This is a genomic window from Paenibacillus dendritiformis (assembly GCF_015845845.1).
Lineage (GTDB): Bacteria > Bacillota > Bacilli > Paenibacillales > Paenibacillaceae > Paenibacillus_B > Paenibacillus_B dendritiformis_C.
In genome coordinates this window covers 13,269-26,977 of sequence record NZ_LDIG01000153.1, presented here as the reverse complement: position 1 = coordinate 26,977, position 13,709 = coordinate 13,269, and the positions used below count along the sequence as shown (strand labels likewise).

Sequence of the window (13,709 nt, the reverse complement as noted above, 5' to 3'; positions counted from 1 at the left end):
AGGATGCGACAGTAGACCGGTCGCGGATACCATCGTACCAACGAATTTCAATCCACGCATCCACATAGGATGCGACGGAATATCAATTTCGTTTGCTCATCGGCGTGTGATTTCAATCCACGCATCCACATAGGATGCGACCTTCCTCACGCTCAATCAATTCGTCCAACCTTGCGCATTTCAATCCACGCATCCACATAGGATGCGACTTCGACATGGCCCATCACCTCCCGTTTAGAGTTTATTTCAATCCACGCATCCACATAGGATGCGACATTTGCGCGTTCGTCTCTTCGTTGGACTGGATCCGATTTCAATCCACGCATCCACATAGGATGCGACGCTTCGCGATTATCAAGACATCATCGCAGACCTGATTTCAATCCACGCATCCACATAGGATGCGACAATAATCGTAGGACTTGCGAAATGGATTGAACAATTTCAATCCACGCATCCACATAGGATGCGACGTTCGACCGAGACACGGCGCAATTCATCTACACAATTTCAATCCACGCATCCACATAGGATGCGACCTCGATATCATGCGCAGGCTTGTCGAGTGCGAGACATTTCAATCCACGCATCCACATAGGATGCGACCTATGCCGAGAAGGCAAGGTTCTATGCCGCCTTTTTGATTTCAATCCACGCATCCACATAGGATGCGACAAGTAACACATGTGGGGCCTACGGCCCCCTCTAAAATTTCAATCCACGCATCCACATAGGATGCGACGAGGATGCGATCTCCATTACTCGTGAGCTTTTCCATTTCAATCCACGCATCCACATAGGATGCGACTTGTGCGCAAACTGCGAACGACTGTTGCGGCGATTTCAATCCACGCATCCACATAGGATGCGACCGATGGGGATCGAACTTCAAGCGCGGAGGGTACATTTCAATCCACGCATCCACATAGGATGCGACCGATGAACTAGCGGAGCTGAGCGTTGAATATCGCATTTCAATCCACGCATCCACATAGGATGCGACATCGTTTGTAGGCGAGAGTAAGCGGGGTATTCGATATTTCAATCCACGCATCCACATAGGATGCGACATGTTGTTTACGAAGACTTGCGGATTCCAGTCGATATTTCAATCCACGCATCCACATAGGATGCGACCCGACCGGCCTTGGGGGTCGCACTACACCGCAATATTTCAATCCACGCATCCACATAGGATGCGACAGCGAAAAATGACTCAAATTATACCAAAACTATCGTTTCATGGTTCAAAACTTCAAGAAAATAAATCAGTTTAGCTTCAATAAACAAGAATAAAATAACTTCACTGGATAATATTTGAATAAATCTGGTGCGAATCTCCCGGGGATTTCATGTGCACTTCACATTCGCACCGAAGTGGCCGTGCGAATGTCTCGGCCAACTTTGGCATCTTCGCCACCATACTTCTTAGTATATCACGGACAAGTGTGCTAAGAAGATACTTTTGTGCAGCCTGGCTATACGCAATTCCCGATAGAATCGATCAGGCAGCAGATCAGCCGCTCGTCGTGATGGGTAACTTTTCAGACAGTTAGAACATGCAGTATCTCATATCAATAAAGAGAAAGAGTGCATTCGGTCGGATATCCTGGCGTATGCCTGCTATGGTTAGCAAAAGCCTTCATAAAATTATCCGGCACTAATGCGACCCTACGTTAAAGCATGGAAGCAAAAATGTTGCAAAGGGCCGGATAAAAAGTAAATCCGGGAGGGCCGCCTGGCCGTAATTTCGGTCATATCCCCTTACGGACCTCATTCATGCATGCTCCCTGTCGCGGACCGGTAGCGCATCGGGCGAAGGTTCATAGACTTGCTCAAAAAAGCGGCTGGCGCCCGGATGCAGCAAATCGTAGTAGTTCTGGAACAATTGATCCGCTTCCTTGCCCAGCCATACCTTCGGCAGCAGCTCTTCGGGGAAGTCCGGATCGATGAACAGGAACTTCCGGTACTGATGGACCAGTTTGGTCTTCTCCACGAAGCAATAGCCATCGGGCACGGCTTCCCCCTGCTCCATCATCGCCCGCAATCTCTCATAGCTCGGACGGTACGCCTCAATGAACTCGGCGTAAGCGGCATTGATCTCATCGATGTCCCAGCACTTCTGCACCAGTTGACCAGGCTCGCTCCAAGCGACATGGTCCGCCCTGAAAATTTCCACATAGGCGGAAATGCCGCGTGATTCCACGATATCCCTCACCTTGTCGGTCAGATCATTCGGGCTAATCCAGGTGCTTGTCGTCAGCATGCCGAAGCCGAGCCATGCCAGCTCCTTGCGAAGCTGATCCCGTATGCCCCGCTCCTTCTCGGGAATGTTGTAGCTGGCAATGCACCACTTGCCGTCCCACGTATCCGTCTCCTGCTTATAGATGCGGGCCGCCGCCTCGTTCAAGCGCCGTTTGCCGCGCGGGGACATGGAATAATAGCTGCGGTTCCCCACTTTGCGCGATTCCAGCCAGCCTTGGCGCAGCATGCGCGAGATGGCGGCCCGTACGGCCTGTTCAGTCAATCCGAATTCTCCCATCAGGCCGGTCAGGCTCCCGACCCAGATTTCACTGCCATAATGACGTACATACTCGCCGTATATGGTAAACAGCATGGATTGCGGCCTCATGTTCACCACTCCTAGTCGTTCGTATGATTGCCAAATGTTGCATCTTTGTCAAATTGTATCACTTGCCCCTCCATAGCTCAAGCAAAATGGGGGACGCCCGCCGGAGTGGAGGAACCGCCGCTTATGCCGTCAGGTTACCTTCTGCTCTTCTTCCACCTTGCGGCGCAGGGCCGCGAACCGGTCCGCCATCGTTCTCTTGTCGAAAATCGCCTGCGTGAACGATCCCGTCCCGACCAGATTGAACGTCGTCTCCGCCGTCACCTCGCAGATGATGCGCTTCGGTCCCGCCTCGGTGCAGACGGCGCGGAACGTCACCTCCTGCCCGACCACGGCCGGCCCTACATGCTTGATATTGAGGGCGAACCCCGAGCCTTCTTCCTCTTCCTCCAGAAAAGGGACAATCATCTCGCGGCCTGCCTTCTCCATATAGTAGATCATCGTGACGGTGGACATCACATCGTGAATGACGATACCGTCAAATGCCGGGCGCATATCCGGGGTGACGGTCACGACAAAAGAAATTTCGGCGCCCGGAATCAATCCTGGCTTCATCTCGATTCCTCCTCGCCTGGCCAAAAATCAAACGTGTCCATTCGCATTGCGGGTCAGGTTCAGACCCGCTCGATGATGGTGGCGATGCCTTGACCGACGCCGATGCACATCGCGGCCAAGCCGTAACGGGCTTCCCGGCGCTCCATCTCATAGAGCAGCGTCGTTAAAATCCGGGCCCCGCTGCACCCGAGCGGATGGCCGATCGCAATCGCGCCGCCGTTCACGTTCACCCGTTCCGGCTCGATGTTCAACTCGCGCAGGCTGGCCACCGTCTGTGCGGCGAACGCTTCATTCAGCTCGAACAGATCGATATCCCCGATCGTCAGCCCCGCCTGCTGGAGCGCCTTGCGCGCGGCCGGCACGGGTCCGATACCCATCACGGACGGATCGACCCCGGCAGACGCCGAAGCCACCACGCGGGCGCGCGGCCGAAGTCCGAGCGAATGCGCCGTCTCCTGTTCCATTATGAGCAGCGCCGCCGCCCCGTCGTTCAGCCCCGACGAGTTCCCGGCCGTCACGGTTCCCCCTTGCTTGAAGGCCGGCTTCAGCTTCCGGAGCTGCTCCAGCGTCGTCTCGGGGCGCGGGTGTTCATCCTGCTCGAACCGCGCGATCTCGCCCTTGCGCCCGGTCACTTCCACGGGCACGAGCTCGGCCGCGAATTTTCCCGCCGCCTGGGCTTCGGCATATTTCCGCTGGCTGGAGAGCGCGAACTCATCCTGTGCCTCCCGGCTGATGCCGTACTGCTCCGCGACATTCTCCGCCGTCTCCCCCAGGCTGATCGGCGGATAGAGGACGGCCAGTTTGTCATTCGTCATCCTCCAGCCCAAAGTGGTGTCATAGATCTGTTGATGCCCCCGCTGGAAGGCGGCTTCCGGCTTCATCATTACATACGGAGCACGCGTCATGCTCTCGGTTCCGCCGGCAATATAAGCGTGTCCCGCCCCCGCCATAATCGCATAGGCGCTCTGATGGACAGCCTCCATGCCGGAGCCGCACAGGCGGTTCACCGTCACGCCCGGCACCTCTACAGGCATCCCGGCCAGCAGCAGCGACATTCGCGCCACATTGCGGCAATCCTCCCCCGCCTGGTTCGCGCAGCCGAGGATGACGCCATCCATCCGCTCCGGGCCGACCGGATTCCGCTCCAGCAGGCTGCGAATGACGAGCGCGCCCAGATCGTCGGCACGCACATCTTTGAGCGCTCCGCCGTAGCGTCCGATCGGCGTCCGCACCGCATCAATGATTACGGGTGTTCCCATCTCGTTCCCCCCCAATATCATAGGAATAGAAGCCTTGGCCGCTGCGCCGGCCGAGCCGCCCTGCCAGCACCAGCTTGCGCAGCAGCGGCGCCGGGCGATACCGCTCTTCGCCCAGATCGCGGTGCAGCCCGCGCAGGACCGCCAGCACGTCGTCCAGCCCGATGCGGTCGGCCCATTCGAGCGGTCCGTGCGGATAACCGGTTCCCAGCTTCATGGCCGTATCGATATCCGCGGCGGAAGCCGTCCCTTCCATCAGGGCGAAGGCGGCTTCATTGACGATCAAGGCGAGAATGCGCGGAAAGACGAGCCCCGCCTCATCCTGCACGATCTCCACCTGCTTCCCCAGGGTGCGGAACAGCTCCTCCAAACCTCGGAGCGCTTCCTGCGACGTCTGCAGGGCAGGAGCCACTTCGATCAGGTCGCGCTCTTCCAGCGGAGCGAACGTGCCGAAGCCGCATATGCGCTCCGGCCGTCCAGCCCATGACGCAATCTCGGTGGCCGCGAGAGCGAGCGAGGTGGCCGCGATCGGCACCGCCGGGCCGAGCAGCCGATCCATCCTCATGATGTTGGCCTGCTTTTCCGCCGCATCATCATTGGTTACTTCCACGCCATACCGCACCGGCAGGGAACCCCCGCTCTCCTCCGCCTCCGCCAGGGACACGACCCGGTAACCGCTTCGTTCCAGCAGCGCGTACAGGCCGTCGCGCAAGGGGCTGACTCCAGCCAACAGGACCGCATTATTGGTCATATGGATAAAATCCCTCCCCTGTCTTTCTGCCCAAACTCCCCGCCTGCACCATGCGCTGCTGGATGCGGCTCGGCTTGAAGCGGCTCTCGTGATAAAAGCGGGTGTAGACCGATTCCGTCGTCGCCAGATTCACGTCGAGGCCGATCAGGTCCTGCAGCTCGAACGGCCCCATCTTGAAGCCGCCGGCCTGCTTCATAATGCGGTCGATCTGCTCCGGACAGGCCACCCGATCGCCCATGATGCGCAGCGCTTCATTATAGTAAGGACGCGCGACCCGATTCACGATGAAGCCGGGCGAATCCTCCGCCAGCACGGGCGCCTTGCCCAGCTCTTCCGCGAACCGGCGCGCGGCGGCGACGCAAGCGTCCCCCGACTTGTGCCCGCGAATGACTTCAACGAGCGGCATAACCGGCGCGGGGTTGAAAAAGTGAAAGCCTATGATGCGCTCCGGATGGGGCAAGCCTGCCGCAAGCTCCGTAATGGAGAGGGAAGACGTATTGCTCAGCAGCAGCGCATCGCTGCCGCACAGCTCCGTTAAGCGGGCGAACACGGAACGCTTCAGCTCCAGCTTTTCGGGAACCGCCTCGATGATGATCGGGCATGAGCTTAACGCTGCCATATCCTGCACCGGCTCGACGAGTTCATACGTCTTCCGCTTCTCCTCCTCGGAGATCCTCCCCTTCGCGACGTCCTTCGCCAGGATGGAGTCGATATAGGCTTGCGCGGCATCCAGCACCACCGGCTTAATGTCCTGCAAATAGACGCGGCGGCCCCGCCGGGCGCAGACGAGAGCGATTCCCGCTCCCATCGTGCCGGCGCCGACAATGCCGACCGGGCTGGGGCTGCCCCCGGGAACATGGCCTTCCACCGCTACACCCCCTTGAACACGGGCGGCCGCTTTTCCAGAAAAGCTTGCATGCCTTCCCGGTGATCCTCCGTGCGCCCGGCGATCTCCTGGGCATACGCCTCTTGCTCCAGCGTCTGCGCGAGATCCGTCTCCAGCCCCCGGTTCATCGTCCGCTTCATCAGCCCGATAGCCCGCGTCGGAAGCTGTGCCAGCTTGGCCGCAAGCGCGTCCGCTTCCTCGTCCAGCCGTTCGGCGGAGCAAATGCGATTGACGAGACCGATTCGATGCGCCTCTTCCGCCGTGACGCGATCCCGGATCGTGGCAATCTCCATCGCCTTGGCCAGGCCCACGAGACGGGGCAGGAAGTAGCAGCCCCCCGAGTCGGGGACGAGCCCGATATTGACGAACGCGCTGACGAAATAAGCCCGCTCGGACATCACGCGCAGATCGCAAGCGAGAGCGAGGCTCATCCCCGCTCCTGCCGCCACCCCGTTCACGGCCGCAATCACCGGCAGTTCCGTGTTGCGGATTTGCCGAATCAGCGGATTGTAGCGCGAACGCAGCATGTCGCCATGATTCCCGGCCGCGGCTTGCCCGTCTGCTCCCGGCACGTCGCCCAGATCCTGGCCTGCGTTGAACGCTTTACCCGCCCCGGTCAGGACTACGCAGCGCACCGCCGCGTCTTTGCCCGCTTGGCGGAACGCATCGATCAGCTCGGCGATCATCCGCCCGGTGAAGGCATTGTACTTATCCGGCCGGTTCATCGTAATCCGGGCCACGCCCGCCGTTACTTCATACAGAATCGTCTCGTACACGGCCATGTCTCCTCCTATCTGCCCTTGAATTGGGGACTTCGTTTCTCTTGAAAAGCGCGCATGCCTTCCTTCTGATCCTCGCTCGCGAACAGCAGATGGAAGCACTGGCGCTCATAATCCAGCCCTTCGGCCAGCGGAAGATCCTGCGCCTTGCGGACCGCCTGCTTGATGAGGCGAACCGCCAGCGGCGGCTGGGCGGCAATGCGGCGCGCCAGCTTCAGCGCCTCCTCCAGATAGAGCTCGACAGGCGCCACCTTGTTAATCAAGCCGCACCGCAGGGCCTCTTCCGCCGGCATCGTGTCCCCGGTCAGCAGCAGCTCCATCGCCTTGCGCAGCCCCACGGCCCTCGTCAGCCGCTGCGTCCCGCCGGCGCCGGGCATGACGCCAAGCCGAATCTCCGGCTGCCCGAAGCGCGCCGTATCCGAGGCGACCACGAGATCGCAGTTCATCATCAGTTCGCAGCCTCCGCCGAGCACATGCCCGCTCACGGCGGCGATGATCGGCTTGGCAATGCCGCCGATGCGATCCCAGACATCGAACTGCCGCTTCAGCAGCAGCGATACGGCGGATTCATCCGCCATTTCCTTAATATCCGCTCCGGCGGCGAAGGCCTGATCATTTCCCGTAATGACGATCGCCTTCACGGCATCGTCCCGGTCCATTCGCTCCAGCTCCGCCACGAGCTCCTGCATCAGCTCGCGATTCAAGGCATTCAGCACGTCGGGCCGGTTCAGGGCAAGCACGCCCACCGCTCCGTCCGACGACACGGTCACATAGCTTCCAGGCTTCGTCATCCCGCCTCCACTCCTTCGCTTTTTTGAACGGCTGCCGCCCGCTTGCGGTTATCGACGATGCGAACGGCTTTGCCTTCGCTGCGCGCGATCGAATTCGGCTCGTTCACATGAAGCAGGACCGAGACGCCGAGCGAGCATTTGATCGCCTTGCCGATCTCCTTCACCAATTCGTCCACTTCCCGGCTCTCCCGCACTCCGCCTACCCGGCTCCGGAATTCGGGCGTAAGCTCGCAATGAACCTCGAAGCGATCGAGGGCATTGTCCCGCTCGATAACGACTTGATAATGGGGAGCGAGCTGGGAGAAGTTGAGCAGCACCGCCTCCAGCTCGGTCGGGAAGACGTTGACGCCGCGGATAATCAGCATGTCGTCCACTCTTCCCTTAATCCGCGACATCCGCATCGTCGTACGGCCGCACTTGCATGTTCCGGGGTGAAGCGATGCAATATCGCCCGTCCGGTACCGGATGACCGGGAACGCTTCCTTGGTCAGCGAGGTGAACACCAGCTCGCCTTCCTGCCCGTACGGCAGCGGTTCGCCCGTATCGCGATCGACCACCTCCGCCAAAAAATGATCCTCCGCAATATGCAGGCCATCCTGCGCTTCCTGACATTCGATCGCGACCCCGGGCCCGAGCACCTCGCTCAAGCCATAAATGTCGATTGCCTTGATGCCTAAGGCATCCTCCAGATGGCGGCGCATTTCCTCCGACCACGGCTCCGCGCCGAAAATGCCGTACTCGACGCTTGTCGCCCGCGTGTCGATGCCCTGCTTGCGCATCTCCTCCACCAGATTCAAAATATAGGACGGCGTGCCCGACAGGCCGCGCGGCTTGAAATCCTGAATGAGCGTAATCTGGCGGGGCGTATTCCCTCCCGACACGGGCACGGCGACCGCGCCCAGACGCTCGATGCCGTAATGCAGGCCCAATCCGCCCGTGAACAAGCCATAACCGTACGCGTTGTGAAAAATATCCCCGGGCCGGCCGCCCGCGCAGCAAATGGCGCGCGCGACAATGTCCGCCCAGGCTTCAATGTCCCGCTTCGTGTAACCGACAACAATCGGCTTGCCCCTCGTGCCGGATGAGCCATGGATGCGCACGATGTCGCTCATCTCGGCCGCGAACAATCCGAACGGATAATGATCGCGCAGATCGGATTTCTGCATGAACGGCAGACGGCGGAGGTCCTCCAGAACGCGAATGTCCTCCGGCGCCAGGCCGGCCCGATCCAGCGCGGCACGATGAAAAGGCACCCGGTCATATGCGCGCTTGACGGTCTGCCGGAGTCTCTCCAACTGGAGCGCCCGCATCCGCTCGCGCGGCATCGTTTCCATTTCGACATTGAATATCACGCGCTACCCTCCTACTCCCCACGGAAGACAGGCTTTCGTTTGTCCGCAAAGGCTGCCAACGCCTCTGCCCGATCCTTCGTCGGGATAATCATCTCGTAGGCTTGCGCCTCAACCTCCAGGCCGGAGTGCAGATCAACGCTGCCGCCCCGGTTCACCGCGTATTTGGCCTGATAGACCGCGAGCGGCGCATTGGCGGCAATCTCATTCGCCAATTCGAGCGCCATCCGGCGGAGCTGCTCCGCATCCTCGGCTATTCCGCTCAGCAGCCCGTATTGAAGCGCCTCTTCGGCGGTAATCTTCCGCGCGGTCAGGATGAGCTCCTTCGCCCGCGCCGGTCCGATGAGCCGCGGCAGCCGCTGCGTTCCGCCCGCCCCGGGAATGATGCCCAGGCTCACCTCGGTAAGTCCCATGCGGGCATCCCGGACCGCAAAGCGGAAGTCGCAGGCCAGCGTCAATTCGAAGCCGCCGCCGAACGCATATCCGTTCACCGCCGCAATCGTCGGCTGCGGAAGCTCCTCGACGGCGGTGAACACTTCGCGGATTGCGCGCACGTTGCGGCGCACCTGCTGCTCGTTCAGCGTGCGCCGCTCCTTCAGATCCGCCCCCGCGCTGAAGGCGCGGCCCGCGCCCGTCACGATGACGGCCCGAATCCGCTGGCGGGCCTGCCGGATCTCCTCGACGATCCCGCCCAGCCGCACCAAGGCCTCATAATTGAAGGCATTCAGTTCGCCAGGCCGGTTCAGCGTAATGATGGCGACCTGACCGTGACGCTCCAGCTTCACGGACTGCCCCACGGACTGCTCCATCGACTGATCCTTGGACTGATCCTTGGACTGATCCGTGGAGTGAGCCATGGCCTGCTTCATGGACTGCTCTGCCTCCCGTTCCTGCTCCCGCGCTTGCTCCTGCATCTCCATCGATTCGTTCAGCCCCCTTTCTTCCCGCTGCTCCATCGGCTCGGTATACTCCTTCTGTCCCCTCGCCCTATGTCTGATCCGGGGCCGGCATTTCCCCGCCCCGTCCCCACCGTTCCGGGTTGACCCGCGCGTAGGTTCCCGAAGCGACGGCGACAAGCTTCCCGTCGCAGGTGATGCGCGCGTCCGTCACGATCAGATTGCGCCCTCGCTTCAGCACTCGGGCCTCCACCACGAGCAGTTCGCCGATGGCCGGGGACAAATAATTGATTTTGCTCTCCACGGTCACGCACTGCTGCACCCCATCAACCGGGGGCACAGCCGCATGGCCCATGGCGACGTCGGCCAGCGTATTCGTCACGCCGCCATGCACGACGCCTTCGAGACTATTATGGAGATCGGGGCGGATATGCAATTGCATGACGCAGCCGTCGCGCTGAAGCTGAACGACCTCGATTCCGAGCAGATCGTTGAACCGGTTGCGATGCGTCGGCTGGCTCACTCGTGAACCTCCGCCATATGCATCGACACCACTTTGCCGGCGAATCCCATCAGATCCTTGCCCGACGCCTTGCCTTCCGGGGACGACAAGGCTGCCTTCAAGGCCTCCTTCGATTCGAAATACATCTCGCAAATCAGGTGCAGATCGCTCTCGCCCATAGGCGTTCCATAAATCGTTCCCACCTCCATCTTCACGAGGCCGGGCATCTTCGCCGCCAGCGGGGCATGAGTCTGGAAATAATGCTCGTTAAACGCTTCGACATCCTCGGGCTTGCGATAAATAGCAATTAATTTGACCATGAATTTGTCCTCCCTTATCTATCGAAATCAATTCATCAAATCCATCAATCTCCTTACATCCCGAACGAGACGAACTTCGTCTCCAAAAAGGCGTCCATCCCGTATCGTCCGCCCTCCAGGCCGAGCCCGCTCTCCTTCCAGCCGCCGAACGGCGCCTGCGTCTGCGTCGGCGAACCGTCGTTAATGCCTACGATGCCGTATTCCAGCGCCTCCGCGAGACGGAAACAGCGGCTGTTGTCACGCGTATACACATAGGCGGCCAAGCCGTATGGCGTGTCATTCGCCAGCTCGATGACCGCGGCTTCGTCCGTGAACGTCATCATCGGCACCACCGGACCGAACGTCTCCTCGGCTGCAATCTCCATCTCCTTGGTCACGCCGGCAATCACGGTCGGCTCGCAATAGAAGCCTTTGCCGTATTCGCCCTCCGTCAAGCGCTTGCCGCCGAATACGACCTGCCCGCCTTTGTCCCGGGCATCCTGGATATGGCGGAGCACTTTATCGAGCGCCCGTTGATTGACGAGCGGGCCGATTTCCGTCTCTTTGCTGCGGCCGTCGCCGACCTTCGCCTTGCTCAGCCGTTCGACCAGCTTGGCGCTGAACGCCTCCGCCACGGATTCGTGCACATACAGGCGATTCGTGCAGATGCACATCTGCCCCGAGTTGCGGAACTTGCTTTCGAACAAGCCCGCCACCGCCGCATCCAGATCCGCATCCTCGAACACGATGAATGGCGCATGCCCGCCCAATTCCAGGCTCACCCGCTTGACGTGCTTGGCCGCCCCTTCCATCAGCAGCTTGCCGACGCGCGTCGAGCCGGTGAAGGCGATTTTGCGCACCTTCGGATTGTCGAGCAGTTCCTGGCCGACCGCCTCCGGCTGGCCGATGACCAGGTTGGCGACTCCGGCAGGGAAGCCGGCTTGCGCAATCAGCTCGAACAGCCGAATCGCGCTCAGCGGCGTGCTCTCCGCCGGCTTCAAGACGACGGTGCACCCTGCGGCCAGCGCGGGCGCAATCTTCCGCGCCACCATATTGACCGGGAAGTTCCATGGCGTGATGGCCCCGACGACGCCGACCGGCTGACGGCTGACCATAATCCGCTTGTTCGGCACGGAAGACGGAATCGTCTCGCCGTACACCCGCTTCGCTTCCTCCGCATACCACATGAAGTTGTCGGCAGCCCCCAGCACTTCGCCCTTGGCCTCCCGCAGCGGCTTGCCCATCTCGGCCGAGATGATGCCTGCCAGCTCATCGCGGTGGCTCCGCACTAATTCATATAGTTGATACAAATATTTCGATCGCTCGCGGGCGGTCAGACGGGACCAGCCTGGGAAGGCTTGATGGGCCGCCTCAATAGCGGCTCTCGCGTCCGTGCCGTCGCCATAGCTTACCGTACCGACCTCCTCCCCGGTGGCCGGATTGATGACGCGGAGCGTGCCGCCGCCCTGCGCCTGCATCCATTCTCCGTTGATGAACATCGACTTCACTTCCACGGTCTGCATGCTTTTTTCCATCGTAACCGGATACCCTCCCTCTTCCTCTGCAGCCGGATGCGCTTCAGAGGCCGCGCATTCGTGCGCGATATTTTTCTTGCCCGTTGCTTGCCCTTCCTTGGCTGTTACTCGCCTAGGTTTGCGCTTAATCCTCATAACACTTTCAAGGCTTCAAATGGATTTTTGCAGTGCTTGCAATATAAAATGCTGCGGCAAGCCGCAGGACCGAACATATTGTCCATGCGGGTGTGCGGCGAATCGCAGTAGGGGCAACGCACTTCCCACTCCTCGCCCGGCGCACAGTCGCGCGGCGGGGCAACAATGCCGAACGAACGCAGCTTCTCCCGGCCTTCGTCGCTGATCCGATCCGAGGTCCAGGCCGGCTCCTGCAGGAACCGGACGTTTGCCTCGCCCACGCCCGCGATGGAGAGCAGCTTCTCCTGAATTTCGCTCTTCATCATCTCCAGAGCGGGACAACCGATAAAGGTCGGCAGCACCTCCACTTCCACCGCCCCCTCGCCGATCACCACCCTGTGAATCATGCCCATCTCGCTCATGCTGATGACGGGGATTTCCGGATCTTTAACCTCCTGCAGCAGGGTCCAGATTCGTTCTTCGAGCCCCGTCGGCATCTGCCGGGTATGCTGCGTCACCACGAACCGCCTCCTTTACCAGCCAGCCGCCGGGTCAATCCGGTACACCTCCGACAAGGTGGCGACGGCTTGCGCCAGATCATCGGTATGCTGCCCATCCCGTCCATTCCTGGCAGGGATGGCCCAGTCTCCCGGCCAAGCGAGTCCGCTCGCTTCGAACAAGCTCTGCGCCGCCGCCTTCCAGCGCCAGGCCAATTCGTCCCCGCCTATGCTCAGCCCGAAGCGGACGATCGCCTCTTCCTCGCTGCCAAGCGGGAACAGGCTTCCGACATCGCCCCACACCCGGGCCACGGCCGCGTTCAAGCGCAAACGCGCCTCGTCCGTGCTGTCTGCCAGCCGCATGAACCAAGAGCGCCAATACCGCCGGTGATAGTGATGCTCGCGCCGCATTTTGCATGCCGTCTGCGCCAGCGGCACATACGAAGAGCGGGTCAGCGCTTCCAGCCGGATGTCCTTGAACAGGCCGTACAGGCAGCAGCGGGCAATTGCGTAAGCCCAGTCATAATGCGGCTCATCCGCATATTCGCCCGGTCCGTTCGGACGCTCGGCCAGAATGGCATTGCGGAACGCCTCCGGGCTGCGCAAATGCGCCAGATCATCCGCCTTGCCGGCTCCCAGCTCCTCCAGCATCCCGTACAGCATCGCCGCATGCCCCATCATGTCCTGCGCCATCGACGAAAAGGCGACATCTTCTTCGATGTGAGGGGCCAGCCCCAGCCATTCCGATCCCCGGTAAGCCAAAATATAGTCATCGTCTGCAATCTGAAACAACAATTCCTGCAAGGCCCGCGCATATTCCGGGCTGCGCTTGGCCTCTTCCGCCGACTTTGCACCAATATGCCCTGCCAT

Annotated in this window: 14 protein-coding genes and 1 CRISPR repeat array (1 of these 15 only partly in view); all 14 genes read right to left on the bottom strand. The window is 60.4% G+C overall.

Annotated elements, in window-relative coordinates; genetic code table 11:
- A CRISPR array of direct repeats spans positions 1 to 1,203; the repeat unit is 32 nt; it reaches 1,022 nt to the left of the window's first position.
- A 574-nt stretch (positions 1,204 to 1,777) separates the two neighbouring features.
- Complete coding sequence (gene paaX / locus ABD76_RS15030) at positions 1,778 to 2,632, bottom strand: phenylacetic acid degradation operon negative regulatory protein PaaX (RefSeq protein ID WP_197258079.1); 855 nt, start codon at positions 2,630 to 2,632, stop codon at positions 1,778 to 1,780.
- A gap of 129 nt (positions 2,633 to 2,761) precedes the next feature.
- Positions 2,762 to 3,184: a thioesterase family protein gene (locus ABD76_RS15025; RefSeq protein WP_197258078.1), complete on the bottom strand. Its 423-nt coding sequence runs from the start codon at positions 3,182 to 3,184 to the stop codon at positions 2,762 to 2,764.
- Positions 3,185 to 3,243: 59 nt separating this feature from the next.
- Complete coding sequence (locus ABD76_RS15020) at positions 3,244 to 4,443, bottom strand: thiolase family protein (RefSeq protein WP_197258077.1); 1,200 nt, start codon at positions 4,441 to 4,443, stop codon at positions 3,244 to 3,246.
- Positions 4,421 to 5,191, bottom strand: coding sequence for a 3-hydroxyacyl-CoA dehydrogenase family protein (locus ABD76_RS15015; RefSeq protein ID WP_197258076.1), 771 nt, complete (start codon positions 5,189 to 5,191; stop codon positions 4,421 to 4,423). The genes ABD76_RS15020 and ABD76_RS15015 overlap by 23 nt, the downstream gene beginning before the upstream one ends.
- On the bottom strand, positions 5,181 to 6,059 hold the full coding sequence (locus ABD76_RS15010) for a 3-hydroxyacyl-CoA dehydrogenase NAD-binding domain-containing protein (RefSeq protein WP_197258075.1): 879 nt from the start codon (positions 6,057 to 6,059) through the stop codon (positions 5,181 to 5,183). The genes ABD76_RS15015 and ABD76_RS15010 overlap by 11 nt, the downstream gene beginning before the upstream one ends.
- A 2-nt stretch (positions 6,060 to 6,061) precedes the next feature.
- Positions 6,062 to 6,853, bottom strand: coding sequence for an enoyl-CoA hydratase-related protein (locus ABD76_RS15005; RefSeq protein WP_197258074.1), 792 nt, complete (start codon positions 6,851 to 6,853; stop codon positions 6,062 to 6,064).
- Positions 6,854 to 6,867: 14 nt separating this feature from the next.
- Entirely contained in the window at positions 6,868 to 7,647 is a 780-nt protein-coding gene (locus ABD76_RS15000; RefSeq protein WP_197258073.1) for an enoyl-CoA hydratase-related protein, read from the bottom strand.
- Positions 7,644 to 8,999 carry an AMP-binding protein gene (locus ABD76_RS14995; RefSeq protein WP_197258072.1) on the bottom strand — a complete coding sequence of 452 codons (1,356 nt, stop codon included), beginning with the start codon at positions 8,997 to 8,999 and terminating at the stop codon, positions 7,644 to 7,646. The genes ABD76_RS15000 and ABD76_RS14995 overlap by 4 nt, the downstream gene beginning before the upstream one ends.
- Positions 9,000 to 9,010: 11 nt before the next feature.
- Positions 9,011 to 9,805, bottom strand: coding sequence for an enoyl-CoA hydratase-related protein (locus tag ABD76_RS14990; RefSeq protein WP_197258114.1), 795 nt, complete (start codon positions 9,803 to 9,805; stop codon positions 9,011 to 9,013).
- 178 nt (positions 9,806 to 9,983) lie between these two features.
- Positions 9,984 to 10,415 carry a hotdog fold thioesterase gene (locus tag ABD76_RS14985; protein WP_197258071.1) on the bottom strand — a complete coding sequence of 144 codons (432 nt, stop codon included), beginning with the start codon at positions 10,413 to 10,415 and terminating at the stop codon, positions 9,984 to 9,986.
- Positions 10,412 to 10,714, bottom strand: a complete 303-nt coding sequence (locus ABD76_RS14980) for an EthD family reductase (protein ID WP_087443198.1) — start codon at positions 10,712 to 10,714, stop codon at positions 10,412 to 10,414. Before ABD76_RS14980 ends, ABD76_RS14985 begins: the two co-directional genes overlap by 4 nt.
- 53 nt (positions 10,715 to 10,767) lie before the next feature.
- The gene (locus ABD76_RS14975; RefSeq protein ID WP_197258070.1) at positions 10,768 to 12,228 is read right to left on the bottom strand and encodes an NAD-dependent succinate-semialdehyde dehydrogenase; all 1,461 of its coding nucleotides are present in this window, start codon (positions 12,226 to 12,228) and stop codon (positions 10,768 to 10,770) included.
- 131 nt (positions 12,229 to 12,359) lie between these two features.
- Complete coding sequence (gene paaD, locus ABD76_RS14970; protein WP_420901950.1) at positions 12,360 to 12,860, bottom strand: 1,2-phenylacetyl-CoA epoxidase subunit PaaD; 501 nt, start codon at positions 12,858 to 12,860, stop codon at positions 12,360 to 12,362.
- A 15-nt stretch (positions 12,861 to 12,875) separates the two neighbouring features.
- Positions 12,876 to 13,709, bottom strand: coding sequence for a 1,2-phenylacetyl-CoA epoxidase subunit PaaC (gene paaC, locus ABD76_RS14965; protein ID WP_197258069.1), 834 nt, complete (start codon positions 13,707 to 13,709; stop codon positions 12,876 to 12,878).

Coding starts and splice junctions, on each gene's coding strand:
- paaX (WP_197258079.1), bottom strand. CDS start 2,632: ATGAGGCCGCAATCCATGCTGTTTACCATATACGGCGAGTATGTACGT.
- ABD76_RS15025 (WP_197258078.1), bottom strand. CDS start 3,184: ATGAAGCCAGGATTGATTCCGGGCGCCGAAATTTCTTTTGTCGTGACC.
- ABD76_RS15020 (WP_197258077.1), bottom strand. CDS start 4,443: ATGGGAACACCCGTAATCATTGATGCGGTGCGGACGCCGATCGGACGC.
- ABD76_RS15015 (WP_197258076.1), bottom strand. CDS start 5,191: ATGACCAATAATGCGGTCCTGTTGGCTGGAGTCAGCCCCTTGCGCGAC.
- ABD76_RS15000 (WP_197258073.1), bottom strand. CDS start 7,647: ATGACGAAGCCTGGAAGCTATGTGACCGTGTCGTCGGACGGAGCGGTG.
- ABD76_RS14990 (WP_197258114.1), bottom strand. CDS start 9,805: ATGGAGCAGTCCGTGGGGCAGTCCGTGAAGCTGGAGCGTCACGGTCAG.
- ABD76_RS14980 (WP_087443198.1), bottom strand. CDS start 10,714: ATGGTCAAATTAATTGCTATTTATCGCAAGCCCGAGGATGTCGAAGCG.
- ABD76_RS14975 (WP_197258070.1), bottom strand. CDS start 12,228: ATGGAAAAAAGCATGCAGACCGTGGAAGTGAAGTCGATGTTCATCAAC.
- paaC (WP_197258069.1), bottom strand. CDS start 13,709: ATGGCAGGGCATATTGGTGCAAAGTCGGCGGAAGAGGCCAAGCGCAGC.